Source organism: Lapidilactobacillus luobeiensis (genome assembly GCF_024345205.1).
In the GTDB taxonomy this organism is placed as follows: Bacteria; Bacillota; Bacilli; order Lactobacillales; family Lactobacillaceae; genus Lapidilactobacillus; species Lapidilactobacillus luobeiensis.
In genome coordinates, this window is sequence record NZ_BROC01000027.1 from 1 (window position 1) to 18,704 (window position 18,704).

At 47.6% G+C, this 18,704-nt stretch carries 20 protein-coding genes and 1 other annotated feature; of the genes, 3 read left to right on the top strand and 17 right to left on the bottom strand.

The window, feature by feature from the left end; translation table 11 throughout:
* Positions 1–574 precede the first annotated feature (574 nt).
* The 15 genes from rplL to OCU21_RS08940 all read right to left on the bottom strand — a co-directional run bounded on the left by rplL (position 575) and on the right by OCU21_RS08940 (position 14,073).
* The gene (gene rplL / locus OCU21_RS08870; protein WP_125598864.1) at positions 575–943 is read right to left on the bottom strand and encodes a 50S ribosomal protein L7/L12; all 369 of its coding nucleotides are present in this window, start codon (positions 941–943) and stop codon (positions 575–577) included.
* Between the two features lie 45 nt (positions 944–988).
* Positions 989–1,495, bottom strand: a complete 507-nt coding sequence (gene rplJ, locus OCU21_RS08875; RefSeq protein WP_261807059.1) for a 50S ribosomal protein L10 — start codon at positions 1,493–1,495, stop codon at positions 989–991.
* Between the two features lie 39 nt (positions 1,496–1,534).
* Positions 1,535–1,657, bottom strand: a sequence feature (ribosomal protein L10 leader region).
* A gap of 45 nt (positions 1,658–1,702) precedes the next feature.
* On the bottom strand, positions 1,703–2,392 hold the full coding sequence (gene rplA, locus OCU21_RS08880) for a 50S ribosomal protein L1 (RefSeq protein WP_125598870.1): 690 nt from the start codon (positions 2,390–2,392) through the stop codon (positions 1,703–1,705).
* Between the two features lie 98 nt (positions 2,393–2,490).
* Positions 2,491–2,916, bottom strand: a complete 426-nt coding sequence (gene rplK / locus OCU21_RS08885) for a 50S ribosomal protein L11 (protein WP_125598873.1) — start codon at positions 2,914–2,916, stop codon at positions 2,491–2,493.
* 162 nt (positions 2,917–3,078) lie between these two features.
* Complete coding sequence (gene nusG / locus OCU21_RS08890) at positions 3,079–3,627, bottom strand: transcription termination/antitermination protein NusG (protein WP_261807086.1); 549 nt, start codon at positions 3,625–3,627, stop codon at positions 3,079–3,081.
* Positions 3,628–3,754: 127 nt separating this feature from the next.
* Complete coding sequence (secE, locus tag OCU21_RS08895; RefSeq protein WP_261807060.1) at positions 3,755–3,934, bottom strand: preprotein translocase subunit SecE; 180 nt, start codon at positions 3,932–3,934, stop codon at positions 3,755–3,757.
* A gap of 40 nt (positions 3,935–3,974) precedes the next feature.
* On the bottom strand, positions 3,975–4,124 hold the full coding sequence (gene rpmG / locus OCU21_RS08900) for a 50S ribosomal protein L33 (RefSeq protein ID WP_125598882.1): 150 nt from the start codon (positions 4,122–4,124) through the stop codon (positions 3,975–3,977).
* A 228-nt stretch (positions 4,125–4,352) separates the two neighbouring features.
* Positions 4,353–4,919, bottom strand: coding sequence for a sigma-70 family RNA polymerase sigma factor (locus tag OCU21_RS08905; protein ID WP_261807061.1), 567 nt, complete (start codon positions 4,917–4,919; stop codon positions 4,353–4,355).
* A gap of 143 nt (positions 4,920–5,062) precedes the next feature.
* Positions 5,063–6,010, bottom strand: a complete 948-nt coding sequence (gene rlmB, locus OCU21_RS08910; protein ID WP_261807062.1) for a 23S rRNA (guanosine(2251)-2'-O)-methyltransferase RlmB — start codon at positions 6,008–6,010, stop codon at positions 5,063–5,065.
* A gap of 4 nt (positions 6,011–6,014) precedes the next feature.
* Positions 6,015–6,440 (bottom strand): Mini-ribonuclease 3, encoded by a 426-nt coding sequence (locus OCU21_RS08915; protein ID WP_261807063.1) that lies wholly within the window; start codon positions 6,438–6,440, stop codon positions 6,015–6,017.
* Positions 6,437–7,843, bottom strand: coding sequence for a cysteine--tRNA ligase (cysS, locus tag OCU21_RS08920; protein ID WP_261807064.1), 1,407 nt, complete (start codon positions 7,841–7,843; stop codon positions 6,437–6,439). The genes OCU21_RS08915 and cysS overlap by 4 nt, the downstream gene beginning before the upstream one ends.
* A gap of 109 nt (positions 7,844–7,952) precedes the next feature.
* Entirely contained in the window at positions 7,953–9,443 is a 1,491-nt protein-coding gene (gene gltX / locus OCU21_RS08925; protein ID WP_261807065.1) for a glutamate--tRNA ligase, read from the bottom strand.
* A 179-nt stretch (positions 9,444–9,622) separates the two neighbouring features.
* On the bottom strand, positions 9,623–10,753 hold the full coding sequence (locus tag OCU21_RS08930) for a PIN/TRAM domain-containing protein (RefSeq protein WP_261807066.1): 1,131 nt from the start codon (positions 10,751–10,753) through the stop codon (positions 9,623–9,625).
* Between the two features lie 90 nt (positions 10,754–10,843).
* Positions 10,844–12,250: a DNA repair protein RadA gene (gene radA, locus OCU21_RS08935; protein WP_261807067.1), complete on the bottom strand. Its 1,407-nt coding sequence runs from the start codon at positions 12,248–12,250 to the stop codon at positions 10,844–10,846.
* Positions 12,251–13,533: 1,283 nt separating this feature from the next.
* Positions 13,534–14,073 (bottom strand): dCTP deaminase/dUTPase family protein, encoded by a 540-nt coding sequence (locus OCU21_RS08940; protein WP_125598908.1) that lies wholly within the window; start codon positions 14,071–14,073, stop codon positions 13,534–13,536.
* Positions 14,074–14,437: 364 nt separating this feature from the next.
* Here OCU21_RS08940 and OCU21_RS08945 point away from each other — a divergent pair, with 364 nt between their 5' ends.
* From OCU21_RS08945 to OCU21_RS08955, 3 genes are all read left to right on the top strand, one after another.
* Complete coding sequence (locus OCU21_RS08945; protein ID WP_261807068.1) at positions 14,438–14,743, top strand: GNAT family N-acetyltransferase; 306 nt, start codon at positions 14,438–14,440, stop codon at positions 14,741–14,743.
* Positions 14,740–15,426 (top strand): ribose-5-phosphate isomerase RpiA, encoded by a 687-nt coding sequence (rpiA, locus tag OCU21_RS08950; RefSeq protein WP_261807069.1) that lies wholly within the window; start codon positions 14,740–14,742, stop codon positions 15,424–15,426. Before OCU21_RS08945 ends, rpiA begins: the two co-directional genes overlap by 4 nt.
* Positions 15,427–15,635: 209 nt before the next feature.
* Positions 15,636–16,562 carry a site-specific integrase gene (locus tag OCU21_RS08955; RefSeq protein WP_261807087.1) on the top strand — a complete coding sequence of 309 codons (927 nt, stop codon included), beginning with the start codon at positions 15,636–15,638 and terminating at the stop codon, positions 16,560–16,562.
* On the opposite strand, the gene OCU21_RS08960 is transcribed toward OCU21_RS08955, so the two are convergent.
* Positions 16,548–16,949: a restriction endonuclease subunit S gene (locus tag OCU21_RS08960; RefSeq protein ID WP_261807070.1), complete on the bottom strand. Its 402-nt coding sequence runs from the start codon at positions 16,947–16,949 to the stop codon at positions 16,548–16,550. The genes OCU21_RS08955 and OCU21_RS08960 overlap by 15 nt on opposite strands.
* A 118-nt stretch (positions 16,950–17,067) precedes the next feature.
* Positions 17,068–18,702, bottom strand: coding sequence for a type I restriction-modification system subunit M (locus OCU21_RS08965; protein ID WP_261807071.1), 1,635 nt, complete (start codon positions 18,700–18,702; stop codon positions 17,068–17,070).
* Positions 18,703–18,704: the final 2 nt, after the last annotated feature.

Genomic DNA, 18,704 nt, shown 5'->3' on the forward strand with positions numbered 1-18,704 from the left:
CTCGGCCTTATTGTAGGCGATAAATCGCCAACAATAATATCGCGGCTGACTCACCCCCAGCCCGACCTTCCGCCAAACGAGCAAACAGCCCACCAACGCCAGAGTGTGAGCCGATCTGGTCAGCGTCTGGGCATTACTAGCAATTGTTTTGAAAGCCGCACTTTGCTTTTGGAACAATTGTGTAGCTAAGTGCAAGGCGCTGGGTCGACGAGCACGTTTTGAGTGTGGAACACAACGGGTTGACTTTGAGCGTTAACCTATCCAGGATTTTGGAAGTGGGTTTCGCTTCCGAAATCCTGGTGTAGTTATGCGGAAAAGTCAGTTACGTGTAGCACGTTTCGACATCACATTCCGCTCCAGCCGCTCAACATTATTTTATTAGGTTAAACATCCACGTTGACAGGCAAGCTCTGGCCAATTGATTTAGTATCACGCTGACGGCGGTACAAATCAAAATGTACCGCCGCTTGACCGCAACAATCCGCAAATAATCGATAACTAGGCAAACAAAAAAAGCGACCAACGCCTTGATTGGCGATTATGGTCGCTTTCTTTTGTTTTAAAGTTGTCCTGCTTACTTGAAAGTAACAGTAGCGCCGACTTCTTCAAGTTTAGCTTTGATTGCTTCTGCATCTTCAGGAGCAACTGCTTCCTTGATGATCGAAGGAGCTTTGTCAACTAAGCCTTTAGCGTCTTTCAAGCCTAATTCAGTGATTTCACGAACAGCCTTGATGACCTTAACTTTTTCTTGGCCTACTTCGGTCAATTCAACATTGACTTCAGTTGGTTCTGCGTCAGCAGCAGCTGCGCCAGCACCAGCAGCAGCTACAGGAGCAGCTGCAGTAACGCCAAATTCTTCTTCGATTGCTTTAACTAAATCGTTTAATTCTAAGATCGTTGCATCTTTTAATTGATCAACGATTGCTTGTGTGTCTAAAGCCATTTTATTTTCCTCCAATTAGTTGGGTATGATTAACTTAAGCGGAACTTAAGCTGCAGGTTCGTCGTCTTTTGCTTCGGCAACAGCCTTAACAGCATAAGCGACATTGCGAACAGGTGCTTGTAATACAGAAAGTAACATTGAAAGCATGCCATCGCGGTTTGGCAAAGTAGCCAATTCGTTGATCGCTTCCAAAGTAGCGACCTTACCTTCGATGATGCCGCCCTTGATTTCAAGCGCGTCAACTGTCTTAGCAAAGTTAGCCATGATCCGTGCTGGGGCAACGACGTCGTCATATGAAAAGGCAACGGCAGTTGGACCAGTGAATGTTTCGTCTAAGCCTTCGTAACCAGCCTTGTCAGCGGCACGACGTAAATAGGTATTCTTAACGACCTTCATCTCGACACCTGCTTCACGTAATTGTTTACGTAATTCAGTTGCCTGAGCAACAGTCAAACCTAAATAGTCAACCACAACAGCAGACTTAGCCCGTGAGAATTTGTCGAAAACATCATCAACAACAACGGCTTTTTGTGCAATAATTGCTTCACTCATTTGATTCACCTCCACATATTCATTATTTCTCTACGAGGAGCCCGAAAGAAAAAATCTCCGCGTCCAAAGACACAGAGATCCTGATTGCTCATTCATCATCTGGCCTCGGCAGGATATTAAGACGTGAGTCACCTGAGTCTTCGGTAGAAAAACTATTCTTAAATAAGATAGCACGCCAAGGCATGCTTGTCAATCACTGTTCGTTGCTTACAACGAGTTAGCGTCAACCGTAACACCAGGGCCAAAAGTTGTTGTAACCGTCAAGCTCTTGATGTAAACACCCTTAGCCGAAGCTGGGCGAACCCGCACGATGCGGTCATTGAAAGCCTTCAAGTTTTCCAACAATTTTTCGTCAGAGAAGCTGACCTTGCCGATCGGCGCATGGATCAAACCAGCTTTGTCGACACGGTAAGTGACCTGACCAGCCTTAACATCGTTAACAGCCTTGGTAACATCCATGGTTACTGTGCCTGTCTTCGGGTTAGGCATCAAGCCTTTAGGTCCTAAGACCCGACCTAAACGACCAACTTTAGCCATCATTGGTGGTGTTGCCACAGCAACATCAAAATCCAACCAGCCGCCTTGGATCCGTTCAACTAAGTCGTCAGAACCAACGACATCAGCGCCGGCTTCTTCTGCAGCTTTAGCTTGTGGGCCTTCAGCAAAAACGACCACGCGTTGAGTCTTACCAGTACCATTAGGTAAAACCAAAGCGCCCCGGATCTGTTGATCAGCTTGTTTAGGGTCAACGGATAAGTTATAAGCAACTTCAACAGTTGCATCGAATTTTGCGAAATCGATTTGTTTCAATAACGCAACAGCTTCTTCAGCTGAGTATTGTTTGTCTTTATCGACTTGCTTTAGTGCTTCAACGTATTTCTTGCCATGTTTTGGCATTATTTTTCCTCCTTGCAAATGTGGTCAAATGGACTAATAGTCCTCCCACTTGATCAAACAATTTTCATTGTTTATCCGACTAACAATCAGCGAGCAGTTTAGTCAGTGACTTCAAAGCCCATACTTCTTGCAGTACCTTCAACCATGCGCATTGCTGCTTCTACATCAGCGGCGTTTAGGTCTTGCATTTTGGTTTCGGCAATTTGACGAACTTGGTCTTTAGTGACCTTAGCGACCTTCTTGGTGTTCGGTTCGCCTGAACCATGGTCCACACCAGCAGCCTTCTTCAAAAGAACGGCAGCTGGAGGGGTCTTCGTTACGAAATCGAATGAACGATCTTCATAAACGGTGATCACAACTGGAATGATCATGCCTGCTTGGTCAGCAGTCCGTGCGTTGAAATCTTTGGTGAAGCCCATAATGTTGATACCGGCTTGACCTAATGCAGGACCTACTGGAGGCGCTGGTGTTGCCTTACCAGCTGGGATCTGTAACTTAACGACATTTGCTACTTTTTTTGCCACGGGATAAAACCTCCTTAATCCGTGTTGTGGTAAATGGAGATCAGTGATTTCTCCTCCCACATAAAAGCACACTAGAGTAATATAGCACATTATTCGGGACTCTGGCAATCATTCTTGAGATTTTATTCAGAAAATATTGCCGGTCATTTTTCCGAAAATGGCTTAGACGAGTTTATCGACCTGATCAAAATCAAGTTCGGCGTTGGTCTCACGGTTGAACATATCGATCACGACTTTCAATTTCAGTTTTTCCGGATCGACTTCAATGATCTTACCGGTCATTCCTGAAAAGGCGCCGTCAATGATCTTGATCGTTTCGCCAACACCGAAATCAAGATCAGCATGACGACTACTCATTCCCAAATCACGCAGGATATGTTCGATCTCGCTTTGTAATAATGGCGCAGGCTTACTACCGGCCCCGTGACTACCCACAAAACCAGTAACACCCGGTGTATTCCGCACTACGAACCAAGCTTGGTCAGTCATGACCATTTCGACCAAAACATAGCCTGGAAAAGTTTTTCGCATTTCTTCTTTTTCCTTACCATTCTTGATCTCGCGCTCACTTTGTTCTGGCACGATCACCCGAAAAATATTATTTTCCATTCCCATTGACTGGGCCCGGGATTCCAAGTTTGCCTTCACTTTATTCTCGTAACCAGAATATGTGTGGAGGACATACCATTGTTTTGCTACTGATTCAACCATTTTACTGATTCCTTTCTTTTTTGCCAAAATAAAAAAACTCCGTCAACACGAAGTTTTCTGCTTGCTTTGATTATACTGAAAAAACGCACTGGCTGCAAGTAACAACCTATTTTTTACTGAAACTATTTCAGAACAACAATTTCAGTAATTTGGAAATCACAAAATCGCAAAGCGCAAAGTATGCGGCGAATAAGATCGACGTTGAAACAACGACCCAACTATCGCGACGCGTCTGCTTCATAGTTGGCCATTCGACCAACTTCATTTCTTGACCAACACTTCCAAAAAACTTAAATAACCGTTTCATTTCATTAACTCCTCAACCATCTCACTAGGATCGCACACCATTAACGCGTTTCTTTATGTAGGGTATGTTTCCCACAATGTTTACAAAATTTCTTGACTTCAAGCCGCTCAGTCCGTTGGTTATTCTCGGAAATCGTATAATTTCGCGATCCACAAACGGTACAAGCCAGCGCAACTTTCTTCACTGCCATCTAGATTCCACCTTTTAAACTAGGTTAAATTTAGCATACCCACCTTAAAAAAGCAAGCGTCATCCGGGCAAGTAGCACAAGGTTGCGGTCAGCCCCATGAGCGTTAATAGGCTCAATTCGCTCGAGCCGGGCGACAGATCAGACCGATATCAGCGCATAACTATCTCTGCCGCTCAAGAATTCATGCCAGATAAAAAGCTGCTTTCCAGCAGCTTTTTACCAGCTCATTCAAGTCAAGAACCGTTTCAATTTCACACGACAACGATCGATGCCCCGTTCTAATTGCTTAGGCGTGCAACCTAATCGTTGACAGGTCGTCTGGGACTCAGCATCATGCACGGCCACGCGAAAGGCCTGTAACTCAAAATAGGATAAAGAATCAAGAAATTTAGGAAAATCCCAGAAAAGCGCTTGAGGAAATGTCGCGGTCCCCCGCCAATCATAATTCAAGAAATCCTCGCCTAATTTTGAATCATAAGAAACACTTTCAGTGTCCGCACGGCGTTTCAAAGCCAGTTCACGACGAACCAAACTGCGGATATGATTATGGAATCTTAACTTGAAAAAAGCTCCGAATTGACAATCGTGATGGGTACAATACAGCAAACACGTCTGATAACAAACGATCCGTGCCTCTTGTTGCCATTCATCAGGTCCAAACAGGCGTAAATAGTATTGCCGCGAAACATTTTGGATCATCGGCTGATACTTGGTCAATAAAGCCTCTAACGCTTGTGAATCGCCGTTCTCTTGAACGGCCGTAATCAATTCGAATTCTTCTTGATTAAAGCTCATAAAAGATCGCTCCATTATGGGCACTTTCTGACTCTTTCATTCTAATTGATTATATGCAGCATTTAAAGCGAACGTACGTTTATTAGTGTATTATGTCACATTATGAGAATCATTATACGTTGAAAAGCGTATATTATTACCTTTTAGGCCAAAGGATGACGCTGATCGAAGACGTGATAAAGCAAGACCGAGGTGGCCACACTGGCGTTCAAGCTCTGGACATGACCGATCATTGGGATAGTCACTAACCCGTCGACGGTTTTGGCAACCAGTGGCGAGATGCCCTTGCCTTCATTGCCGATCACCAAGGCCATGGGTCCCCGACTATTCCATTGCCTGTAATCTTCGCCGGCCATCGCGGTCCCAAAGACCCAAATACCCTGATCTTTTAATTCCTTGATCGTCGCGACCAGATTGGTGACCCGCGCGACCGGCACATGTTCCAGCGCCCCAGTCGCCGTTTTCGCAACCACGGCAGTGACCCCCACCGATCGACGCTTGGGAATGATCACCCCGTGCGCGCCGATGGCATCGGCGGTCCGCAGGATCGAGCCAAGATTATGGGGATCATTCAAATTATCCAAAATGATCAATAAAGGCGCTTCGTCTTTCGCAGCTGCCTGAGCCAAGATCGTGCTGACCGGCACATAATCATAGGGCGCGACGGTGATCAAGATGCCTTGATGATTGCCTTGATCGGTCAATTCGTCCAAGCGGGTCTTGGGAACCTCTTGCAAGACCAAGCGATGCTGACTGGCAAATTCGCGAGCCTGATCAGCTAACTCGCCATGCAACCCTTTTTGGAGGAAAATTTTGTTGACCTTATCGGCCGCGCCATCATTAATGTATGACAAAGCCGCGTGTTTACCGTAAATGAATTCAGTTTCCGGCTGCAAAGCCTGATCCGACTGTTGTTCGTTGTCAGCTTCTGGTTGTGCTCGTTGCGGGCGATCGCGCCGATCATTCCGGTCGCTTCCCCGAGGACCAGCGGCTGACCGCCGTGGTGGCCGCCGACCCGGCCGTTCATTACGGCTATTGTCCCGATCTTTGCCGCGTTCCGGACGTGACGCCCCTGTACGCTTATTTTTCATGATTTTATTCTCCTTCGGCTACTTCGGCCGCTTCGATCGTGGTGATACACCATTGGGCCAATTCCGTGATCCGTTCCGTCGCGTCGGTCAACTTCAAATAGCCGAAAACCGCCTCAAACCCGGTGGATTGACGATAGGTTGTCACCGAAGCGTTCTTCGCTTTGGTGTAACTTTTGGCGTTGCGTCCGCGATGGAAAATGCTGATCTCGGTCGCGGTCAGCACCCCTTGGGCCAACATCGTTTGAATCAAAAAGGCTTGGGCCTTGGCTGAGACATAGTGGACCGCCCGCTTTTGCAATTGATTGGGCTTGGACAAGCCTAACTCAAGTAAATGCTGGCGAACGAAAACCTCATAAACCCCATCGCCTAAGTAGGCCAAGGCGATCCCATTCAATTGCTGGGCTAAGTTTGGATTGACTGGTTGACTCATTGCCGGCGCCACCTCGTTCCTTGGGCTGTATCTTCCAAAATAATCTGGCGCGCGGCCAACTCGTCACGGATCCGATCGCTGGTCGCATAGTCTTTGGCCGCCCGCGCCGCATTGCGCGCCACGATCAGATCAGCGACCTCGCTATCAACGCCTTCAGTTTGGCTGAGATCCACGCCGAAAACTGCCAGAAATTCATCGAGTTGACCCACATAAGCCATCAGATCATCCAATTTCACAGCCGGCGCCGCCGCATATTTATTGGCGCTGCGAATAAATTCGTGGACCACCGCTAAACCGTTTTGAACATTGAAATCATCATCCATCGCCGCAATGAAATTCTGGCGAAATTCAGCGATCGCGCTCAGAATCGGCGCGCTACTGCCTGAAGTGGCGTCCTTGCGCCGGTACAGCAGATTCGCTCGGGCCACTTTGAAACGTTGGATCTCGTTCAGCGCGTCTTCCAAGCCGGCCTCGGTATAACGCAAAGGGCGGCGATAATGGGTCCCCGCCATAAAGAACCGAACCGCTTGATGGTCGAAATCGGCCAAAGCTGCCCGTGCGGTCACAAAATTCCCTAAAGACTTACTCATTTTCTCGTCGTCGGTGCCCACCGTGACAAAGCCATTGTGGACCCAATAGTTGGCAAACTTTTGCCCGGTGTAGCTTTCACTTTGGGCGATCTCATTTTCATGATGAGGAAATTCCAAATCTTCGCCGCCGCCGTGAATATCAATAGTAGCGCCTAGATACTTGATCGCCATCACCGAACATTCCACGTGCCAACCAGGGGAACCCGCACCCCAAGGAGAGTCCCAAGCCACTTCGCCGGGCTTGGCCGCCTTCCACAGCGCGAAATCGATCGGATCTTCTTTGCGAGCCGTTTCCGCGTCATTGGTCCGTTGACTGGCGCCCACCTCTAACTCAGAAAGAGGCTGGTGGGACAATTGACCATAGTTAGGGAATTGCTGCGCGCGAAAATAAACGTCCCCAGCGACTTCGTAGGCCAAATTCTTGGCAATCAGGTCGCTGACCAAGGCGATGATGCCGCTGATGTTCTCGGTGGCGCGGGGATGATAGGTGGCCGGTTCGATATTCAAGGCCGCCGTATCCTCATTGAAGGCCGCGATGTACTTGGCTGCCACCGCCGCCACAGTTGTTTGTTCACTGACCGCTGTTCGCGCCAGCTTCTCGCCGATATCTGTGAAATTCGAAATATAATCAACTTGATAACCGCTAAATTCCAAATAACGCCGCATCGTATCAAAAGCTACGGCACTGCGCGCGTTACCAATATGGATGTAATTATAAACGGTCGGTCCACAAACATACATTTTGACCCGACCGGGTGTCAGCGGCCGAAAGATTTCTTTCTCCCGCGACAAGGTATTATATATTTTAAGCATACGATCATCCTCACTCAACTAACAAAAAAAGACTGGTCTACCGAACATGCTGTTCAGTTCCAGTCTTTAATATATCATAAAACCTTAACTTGCGGCAGATAAACCGTCATTAGCCTTTCATTTGCGCCAAAGTCTGGTCAATGTGCTTCAAAGTTTTGTCACGGCCTAGCAATTCCAAAGACTCGCCTAATTGCGGCCCGTGCATTGAGCGTGTCGTCGCGATCCGGATCGGCATGTACAACTTGCGACCCTTAACGCCAGTATCTTTTTGCACTTGCTTGACTGCCGCCATGATCTGCACGGAAGTAAAGTGCGTGATCTTCGTTACGCCGGCCCGAAACGCCTGCAAAACTGGCAAAGCACTGTCATCAACTAATTCCTGCATCGCCGTTTCATCCAACTGTTCAGGTTCTTCAAAGAACAAGTCGGACAATTCCGTGATCTGCGCCGTATAACTCATTTGATCCTTGTACAGGGCAATCAATTGCCGAGCCCATTCGATCTCATTAGGTTGCGGATCCGCAGGCATTTTACCAGCCTTGATCAAAGCGTGCAGTGACAGATCAGTGATTGTCTCGCTGTCGGCCTTCTTCACGTATTGATTGTTGACCCATTCCAACTTCTTGGCGTCGAAAGCCGCTGGCGATTTGCTCAAACGCTTCTCGTCAAACTCTTTGATCAATTCCTTACGATTGAAAACTTCATTCGTACCCACAGGTGACCAGCCTAACAAGGCGATAAAATTAAACATGGCATCTGGCAAATAGCCCAATTCCCGATATTGTTCGATGAATTGCAGAACACTTTCGTCCCGCTTGCTGAGCTTCTTACCAGTTGCTGCATTAATGATCAGCGTCATATGTCCAAAAATTGGCGGTTCCCAGCCGAACGCTTCATAGACCATTAATTGCTTAGGCGTGTTGGCGATATGATCATCACCACGTAACACGTGACTGATTTTCATCAAATGATCATCAACGACCACCGCGAAGTTATAAGTTGGCATGCCATCCCGCTTTTGGATCACGAAATCGCCGCCGACCGTCTCCGCTTCAAAACTGATTTTTCCTTTAACTAAGTCGTTGAACTGGTAAGTTCGACCTTCAGGAACGTGGAAGCGGATCACTGGTTGGAGCCCTTGGGCCTTCGCCGCCGCGATCTTCGCCGCTTTCTCCGCATCGGTCATGCCAGCATATTCGTAAACATAGTGCGGCATTTCATTGTTGGCGCGTTGTGCTTCCCGTTCAGCTTCCAGCTCGTCTTCGGTTTTGTACGATTCGTAAGCCTTGCCTTCGTCGATCAGTTGCTGGATCAGCGGTTGATAGATCGACATCCGCTCTGATTGCCGATAAGGACCATAATCGCCACCAATATCCGGACCTTCATCCCAGTCCATGCCTAACCAAGTCAAGTTCTCCAACTGACTTTGTTCGCCACCAGCGATGTTCCGCTTCGTATCAGTATCCTCGATCCGAATAATGAACTTGCCCTTGTTGTGTCGTGCGAATAAATAGTTGAATAACGCTGTTCGAGCGTTGCCAATATGCAAATGTCCAGTTGGACTAGGCGCATAACGAACGCGAATTTCATCCTTTGCCATGTTTGCCATACTTCCTTTTCTGAAAAAATACCAGTTTCTAGTGTAACGACTTTTACTGATTAAAACAAGGCTCCCCTTAAAAAAACGGTGATCCTTGTTGCAAAAAAAGTGTCTGTGAACTGACTAACGTCTGGATCCTGACCATTAAAAAATCATTTACATTGAAAAAAGCGACTCACCTAATTTTTGCTTGCCTTTGGTCCGTGCTCCGTGATGCCATGTTGCGCGTGTTGCGGTTTGGCGAAAATCATCCGCCCCGCCGCTGTTTGCAAAGCGCTGGTGATCACCACTTTGATTTCTTTATTCAAGTAATACTGACCATCTTCGACCACGACCATGGTCCCATCCTCAAGATAAGCGACCCCTTGTTGGCGCTCGGTTCCCGACTTGACTACTCTGACCACCATGTTTTCACCTGGCAAAACAGCGGGTTTCAAAGCATTGGCCAGTTGATTGATATTCAAAACGGGCACATTTTGGAACTCGGAAACCTTATTCAAGTTATAGTCATTGGTCACCACAATGCCATCCAATAATTTGGCCAATTTGATCAGCTTACTATCAACTTCAGTCAAATCATCGAAGTCGCCATCATAATTCTCGATCTTGACCTCAGGATCAGCCTTCATTTCGTTCAAAATATCCAAACCACGCCGCCCCCGCGCCCGTTTCAAACTATCTGCGGAATCGGAGATCAGCTGTAATTCGTGGACCACAAAAACCGGCACCAACAAGACGCCTTCAACGAACCCGGTTTTGACCAGCTCGTGAATCCGTCCGTCAATGATCACACTGGTATCCAATAACTTGTATTTGTGGAAGTTATCGTCTGGTTTGCGATCATAGATCAGATTTTCAACGTCACTACTCGGTTTCTTCTTGGTGAAGAGCTTCCGCCAATCTTCCATTTGTAGACCAACACGCAAGCCTAAATAGCCTAACATGACCATCAATAGAATCGGCAGGAACGTGTTGATCAGGACGATGTTGATTTTGTACAAGGGGATCGAGATAACATTCGCCAATAACAACCCGATCAACAGAAACAAAGAACCAAACAAAATCTTACTTGGATTAACATTCAAGATCTGCTTCTCCGTTTTTGCCAAAGAAGCAAGTAAAGGATCAATAATTGCTAGAGACAGTAAATAGAAAATAACGATGCCGATCAAGGAATTCATCCAAGGGGTGTTCAACCAAGTGCTGTTCTGCCAACCAAATAATTGCCACAATAAAGGCAGAAAGGAATAGCCGACAAAACCGCCGGCAACGGCTAAGATCACTTGGGTTATGATTCTTTTTCTTTTCATTTCATTCACCTCCTTTCAAGTTGCGGACTGACCGCACTAAAAATAAAAATCTATCACCTGAAACAGACAACGCGACGCGACCAGCCGAGCTTAATCAGTTTGGTCACCCCGAGGCTGATCCTGAAATGCCAAATAAATGGCTTGCTTGATTGTACTGACGCCAACAGCGGTGATTTCCTTAGGAATCTTCAAACCACCCAAGTTGTTTTTAGGCACGAAAGCCCGCTTGAACCCTAATTTAGCTGCTTCTTTCAAGCGTTCCTCGATCCGATTGACCCGCCGGATCTCCCCGGTCAAGCCGATTTCTCCGACGAAACAATCATCTGGCGCGATTTCTTGATTGCGGTAGCTGGAGGCGATTGCTAACGCCATCGCCAAGTCGATCGCCGGCTCGTCCAATTTGACCCCACCAGTCGCTTTCAAATAGGCATCTTGGTTCTGCAACATCAAGTTGGCCCGTTTTTCCAAAACCGCCATCAACAAGGCCACCCGATTATGATCCAGCCCCGCCGCTGTCCGTTTAGCATTGCCAAACATCGTCGGCGTGATCAACGCTTGGATCTCAACCAAGATTGGCCGGGTCCCTTCCATGGCCACAACCACCGCCGAACCGGTCGCACCGGCTAGCCGTTCTTCTAAGAACAGTTGTGACGGATTAGCCACTTCTTGCAGGCCATCCTCATGCATTTCAAAAATACCTAATTCATTAGTTGAGCCAAACCGGTTCTTGACCGAACGCAAGATTCGAAACGCGTGGTGAGTGTCCCCTTCGAAATACAACACCGTATCCACCATATGCTCTAAGATCTTCGGACCGGCAATGGCGCCATCTTTGGTCACATGACCCACCACGAAAACGGTCCGTTGCTCATTCTTGGCGATCTGCATCAACTCCGCAGTCACCTCACGGATCTGTGAAACACTCCCGACCACCGAATTCAGTTCCGGCTCGTTCATTGTTTGGACCGAATCGATCACCACATACTTCGGATCCAATTCGGCGATCGTCGCTCGGATCTGAGTCATATTGGTCTCTGGATATAAGTACAGCTTAGCACCTTTGACCCCTAAACGCGAAGCTCTGAGCTTGATCTGGGCCGCGCTTTCCTCACCAGAAACATAAAGGACCTTTTCGCCAGTTTCTTGCAGTTGGCCACAGACTTGGAGCAACAAAGTGGACTTGCCAATACCAGGATCGCCGCCGATCAAAATCAACGAACCGGGCACAATGCCTCCACCTAAAACGCGGTTTAGCTCCGGCATTTCGGTAGTGACACGTGGCGTTTGCGCCAAGCTGACCTCACCTAAAAGTTGCGGCTTACTGCGACTATCGCCGTTGGAGCTGGCCCGGCGGCTCGGGGTCGCTTGCGTGCTGACCGGCGCGACTTTTTCTTCGACCATTTGGTTCCAAGCGCCGCAATTCGGGCAGCGGCCAAAATGTTGGGGCGCGGTGTAACCGCAATTCTGGCAAACGTACTGTGTTTTGATTTTAGCCATGGACCTCAACTCCTATCTAATGTATTCTGATCACTCCGCAGCTTGTGTTGCGCGATGACGGCCTGGCTTGGGGCAATCTGAAAATAGCTTGTCCGCAGCTTGCGCTGCGCGCTTCGGGGTGAGCTCGCTGTGGGCGTCACTTTGAGCTTCGCAAAACCCGCGAATCTCAAAGCTGAGCCTTGTCCTAAGCGGCAGAGCCACTAACCGTGTTCACCGACCTAGCTTCCTCCGCTTAGCTACGCAACTATTCCGGAGGCAAGACCCAGCCTCCAAAATAGTTGCTAGGCTAATGCTCAGAAGCTACCCAGGTCGGTTCACACTCTCACCCATTTCACGGCGATCTCACCCCGAAGCGCTCCGCTCCAGCCGCTCAACGTTATAACAGTCGTTTGAGCACTCCCGCCAACCGACAAGCTATGGCCGATTGATGGGGATCCACGGAATTAACGGCCGTGGTTAGTGGTCATAATTTTTAAATTGGTGACACCACAGCAGTCTGCTTGATGAATCAACTGAGTCGGTCGGTTTCCACCCAGGGATTGTTTAGGGAGCGAGTAATTATGTTCAGCCACACGAACTGTACCCACCAACTAATCCGAATCTATTGATATTACCGTACCATCCCTAAAAGTGGGCAATTGTTTGACCACCACACTCGCAAAAGCACTTCGTTAAATCCTTCGCTTCGATTGCTGCTAGGCGCAATTCTGCCTAGCAACCGCCTCAGGACGTGTGGCTCAGCGGTGAAATTGTCCTTGGCGGATTGGCTTCGAGCATTAGCCTAGCGATGGCTTTGGGAGCGGGCTTCGCTTCCGAAGTCAGTTGCGCGGAGCACGTTTCCAGCCACGATAAACGTCATGGAGGCGGTTGCGTCACCACTCAAACCCACCAAACCTGCATTAAGTAAAAAATCAAGAATGGCGTCTAGGTTTCCGAAACCCGTTGGTATTGCCGTGCCATCTCCAAAAGTGGGCAATTGTTTGACCATCACGCTTGCAAAAGCACTTCGTCAAATCCTTCACGTCGATTGCAGATAACCGCAATTCTGTTCAGCAACCGGCTGGGACTGCGCGGCTCAGTGGTGAAATTGTCCTTGGCGGCTTTGCCGCTTAGGACAAGGCTCGATTTGAAGACAAGCCGCGCTCTTTGCGGATTGGCTTCAAACGATGCCCACCACGTTCCAGTCCGCATCAGCAGTCCCAGCCGGTTGCGCTCATGCGCAACACCCCACCAAACCCGCAATTAAATCAAGAATAACCCCCCCCCTACAAAACAAACAAAAACTAACGTCCTGAAGAGCCAAACCCGCCTTGCCGCTTTTGATCAGCCGGTTGATCGTCATCGGTGGTCAAATACTTAACGAAAATTCCTTGCCCCAAACGATCACCTTTCTTAATCAGCTGGTCGCGAATCCCAAAATTAATCAGCTGAAAGAAGATCTCGCCTTCATTTGCTTCATTATTGTAATAATCCGCGTCGATCACGCCTACACCATTAGGCAAGCTCAAGAAACGCTTCAACGGACTGCTGGAGCGATTGACCAGCAACAATACCTCATCGGTCGGCATGGTCACCTTGATCCCAGTGGGCACCAGTAATGGCCGCAGGGATTGCTCGGCCCGTTGGAAATCCTTGGTCATCAATTCATGCTCGTTGTTGATTTTACGAAACATTTTAACAAAATTCATTTTCCAGATCGATGGCAGCAAAAAGTCTTCCGCCGCCGCGAAATCATACCCAGCCGCATGCGTCGTTTGCCGTTGTGGCAAGGTCAACCCTGCGCCTTTAAATCGAGAAACCACTTCAAATCTTCGTTCACCCATGAAACCAAAACGCCTCCATTATCGATAGCTATCCAAGTATTTATCATACCATGAAACCGCCAACTTGACCGCATCAAGTCACAGTCTTTGCCTAAATTTTAACTTTAGTTGGCGGTGGCCATTATTCCCAGGTTGGCGCTATCGTTAACCTCCAAATTAAGGTAAAATGGAATCAAGATCAATTGATCGTGCTCCATGATTATCGTTGTCAGATCTGTCTACAAACCAGAGCGTGAGTCCGGCCCGAGTAGCTCCTGAGCATTAGCCTAGCAATTGGGTTGGAAGCTGAACTTTGCTTCCGAACCAATTGTGTAGCAAAGCGCAGGAGGCTGGGGTGGCGATCGCGTTTCAAAGGAGGAATTTCATGGCATTCGAATTTGAACCTGGTCGTTTCTACCAAGTGGATCAGCAGGACCATTTACTGGCAGAAGTGACTTATCAACCTATTAAGGATGGCGCAGTCTACGCGCTAGATCACACCTTTGTCGACCCTTCACTGCGGGGACAGGGTGTGGCCCACCAATTAGTCGCGGCGGTAGTCGAGCTGGCGCGCCGTGAGGGCAAGCAGATTTTGCCGCTGTGCCCTTACGCGAAAAAAGAATTTGACCGGCTGGCCGAATACGCTGATGTTTACTATAAAAATCCTGAAGGAGCACAATACGAACAATGAACGCAGATCAAATGAAACAAATCGCCGCTGAGAAAGCCGCGACTTATGTTGAAGATGGGATGATGTTAGGTCTAGGCACGGGCTCAACCGTTTTTTATTTGGTGGAGGCAGTCGCACGCCGAGTCCAAGCGGAAGGCTTGCAGCTAACCGCCGTGGCCACCTCATCGCGCACGGCCAAGCAAGCCAGCGAATTGGGCATCAAAATGATCGACCTGAATGACGCGCCGACTTTGGATTTGACCATTGATGGCGCCGATGAAGTCAGCGCCGATTTCCAAGGAATCAAAGGTGGCGGTGGCGCCCTGCTTTTGGAGAAAATCGTGGCCTTGAATTCTCGCCGCAACCTCTGGATCGTTGACGAAAGCAAAATCGTGCCCCAACTGGGCGCCTTCCCGTTACCGATTGAAGTGATTCCCTTCGGTTTAGCTAAGCTGACGCAACGCTTAGAGGCTGAAGATCTGCACCCCGTACTACGTCGCCAAGCAAACGGCGAACTTTTCTTGACCCACAACAAGAACTACATTCTTGATCTGCACATCGGCAATATTCCCCACCCCCACGTGCTGGGCGAATGGCTGGATCACCAAACCGGCGTGGTAGAACACGGCCTCTTCTTGGACGTCGCCAAAACCGTCGTCGTTGGTCATCCTGCTGGCCCCGAAGTCCTGCAAGCACCACGCTAATTCGATTCTTAAAACACATCGCGCCGGCGCGATGTGTTTTTTTAGTTGAAAAAGACCTTGCACCCGATTCAATAACAATCAGTTGTAAGGCCTTTTAGAAGTAATCCGCAATCGGCCGGTCAAGTTACTGATCCGTCCCTCCAAAACCATCCAACCCTTCATCAGCCTAGGTCGTTAGCTAACAATCTAAGGAGGATTCACCTGTGACAATGGAAAATGATCAGAATGAATTGTTTCATCTTTACTATAAACGTTGGATCACAGTCTATAAGGAAGGTGCCATTCGCTCAATCACCATGGCGAAATATTTAATGACTTACAAGTGGCTGGTCAAGTTAATTCCTAACTTGAAGATGTGCGAGTTAACGCGAATCGCTTATCAGCAAATGTTGAACGATTATGCCCAGGAACATGAGCGGCAAACCACGATGGATTTCCATCATCAAATTAAAGGTGCCATTTTAGATGCGGTGGATGAAGGTCTCATCGATCGGGATCCAACGCGCAAGGCGATAATTAAGGGGAAAACCCCACGCGAAAAGAAACCTAAATATTTAAACCAGTTTGAATTGCAAACAATGCTAAGCACTTTGCACCTGACGGCCGAGGTCAATTGGGATTGGTTCATCCTCCTGGTCGCCAAAACTGGAATGCGTTTCTCGGAGGCACTGGCTTTGACCCCTAAGGACTTTGACTTTGCCCACCAAATGTTGACAATAAATAAAACTTGGAATTACAAAGGCGGCGGTGGCTTCTTACCGACGAAAAATCAATCCTCAGTTCGTAAAATCCAAATCGATTGGCAAACCGTGATCCAATTTTCAGAGTTGATCAAAGGGCTTCCTGAGAAACAACCCATTTTCTTGACCGGTTCTGGCAAAATATACAATTCAACGGTAAATGATATTTTAAAACGTGCTTGCGAGCGCGCTCAAGTGCCGGTTATTTCAATTCACGGCCTCCGTCACACCCATGCTTCACTTTTACTATTTGCGGGCGTTTCAATCGCCAGTGTCGCGCGGCGACTGGGCCACGCCAGTATGACAACGACACAGAAAACATATCTGCACATCATTCAAGAATTGGAAAATCAAGACGTTGACCTCGTTATGCGTTCCCTTTCAGGTTTGAGCTAAATAAAGTCTAGCTAACGACTTACGCTGATGAAGGGTGATAAGGTTGTCCAACAGTTGGAAGAACGTGCCGATTTTTTTCTGTTCATTGCGAGTTCTAGGGATTGAAAAGTTTGATTGCGCGACTGCATTCCAATCAGATCGTGGCATTTTAGTTCCTTTCGTTTGGTTTGCAATAATTTGAAATTGATTTCCTTGTATCAATACGTAGAGAAAAGTATCATCAACGTTCTCGGAATGAAGAACCCACCAATCTCCCACTGCAATTCCACTAAAATCGGCATGCAACCAATTCTTTAGATATGGCCGAAGCTTACCAAACAGAATGTCACCCAATTCAAATGCTATTCCCCTCTTCTCACTATGCTTCGAATAAATATCTTTATTCAATTTCCCAATTTCTGGAATGATATCCTCGTATTCTACTCTAGGAAGTGTATTGTCCACACACACTTTCGAAACTCGTAAGATTAGAGAATCGAACTTCCGCTGTTCCCAAGCGTCAGTGCTACTCTTTCGGTTTAACTTGATCACCGAGGGTCGTTTCTACCCCTAAAATCTTCAATTGTTCGGCGATTTTGGCTTCCAAATCGGAAATTTCTTGCTTATCTTGAGCCAACATCCGATTAACCTCATTTAAGTCGATCGGTTCCTCCTCTTCGAAGGTGTCCACGTAGCGAGGAATATTCAAATTGTATTCATTTTCCCGAATTTCTTCAATGGGCGCCAAATGGGCATATTTAGCCACATCTTTTCGCTCGTGGTAAGCGTGAATGATTTTCTCAATATTCTCGTCGGTCAAATGGTTCTGATTCTTGCCTTTTTCAAACTCCTTCGAGGCATCAATGAAGAGAATATCCTTGGTTGTTCGCTTCTTCTTAAACACAATGATTGTTGTCGGAATTGTCACACCATAGAACAAGTTTGCGGGGAGACCAATTACGGCATAGATTCGATTACCCGTTTGGTGCTCAATCAAGTTCTTTCTAATTGTACCTTCAGCCGCACCACGGAAAAGAACACCGTGTGGTAGAACAATTGCCATCGTGCCGTTCTCATTCAAATGATAAAGACTGTGGAGCACAAAGGCATAATCCGCCTTCGTCTTCGGCGCCAATTTGCCATAATCCTTAAAGCGAGGATCTTTCAGTTTGGATTCGCTATTATCCCAGTGTGCTGAGTAAGGTGGGTTAGCAACAACAGCGTTGAAATTACGTGGATGGTCCACACCTTTCGCGTCAAGTCCATCAGGCCAGTCGCTTTCCAAGGTGTCGGCATTAGACAAAGTCATGTTATTAAAGGAAACCCCATGCATCATCAGATTCATCCGTGCCAAGTTATACGTCGTCGTATTCTTCTCTTGCCCGTAAAACTTAATGGCGCCGGCCTTATCACCACCGGGGACCTCACCTTGGACTGTCAATAATAACGAGCCAGAACCACAGGTAGGGTCATAAACTGAGAACGTCTGATCTGACGGCTGTAAATTCTCAGTGACAATCTTCGCTAAAATTTTGGAAACTTCATGCGGTGTGTAGAACTCGCCACCTTTTTTTCCGGCGGAGGCCGCAAACTGTCCAATCAGGTATTCGTAGATCGCACCAAGAATATCTTCCCCGTCTTGTCCAACAAACTCAATTGTATCGACTAGCTTCACAATCCGGTTCAAAGATTTGGCCCGTTCATTGGTCGAGGACCCCAACCGGGAATCCCCCAGATTAACATCATTGAAGACGCCGCGGAAATCTTGAACAGCATTCGCGTTAAGCTCAGCATTCTCATTGAAATTATTGAAGATCGTTTGGTAGTCGCTAGGGATAACCTGGCTATTGTCAATCTTGTACACCAGAGATGCCCACGTGTCCTCCGGCGCAATCGCATAACCCAAGCTAGAAGAAATGTCTTTCAAATAGTCTTTCAGCTCTGCGTTATTGGCTTCTTCCAAATAAGCTTCATTAACCGATTGACCCTCAGCCAAATCAAGTACATGGTTGTTGATCAAGTACTGCTCTTGGTGTTCTGATAAATAACGATAAAACATAAAGGCCAAGATGTAGTTCTTATACTCAGAAGCGTCCATATTGCCGCGGAGTTCATTGGCCATGGCCCAAAGTTTCGAAGTGATTGATTGTAAATCGTTCATTG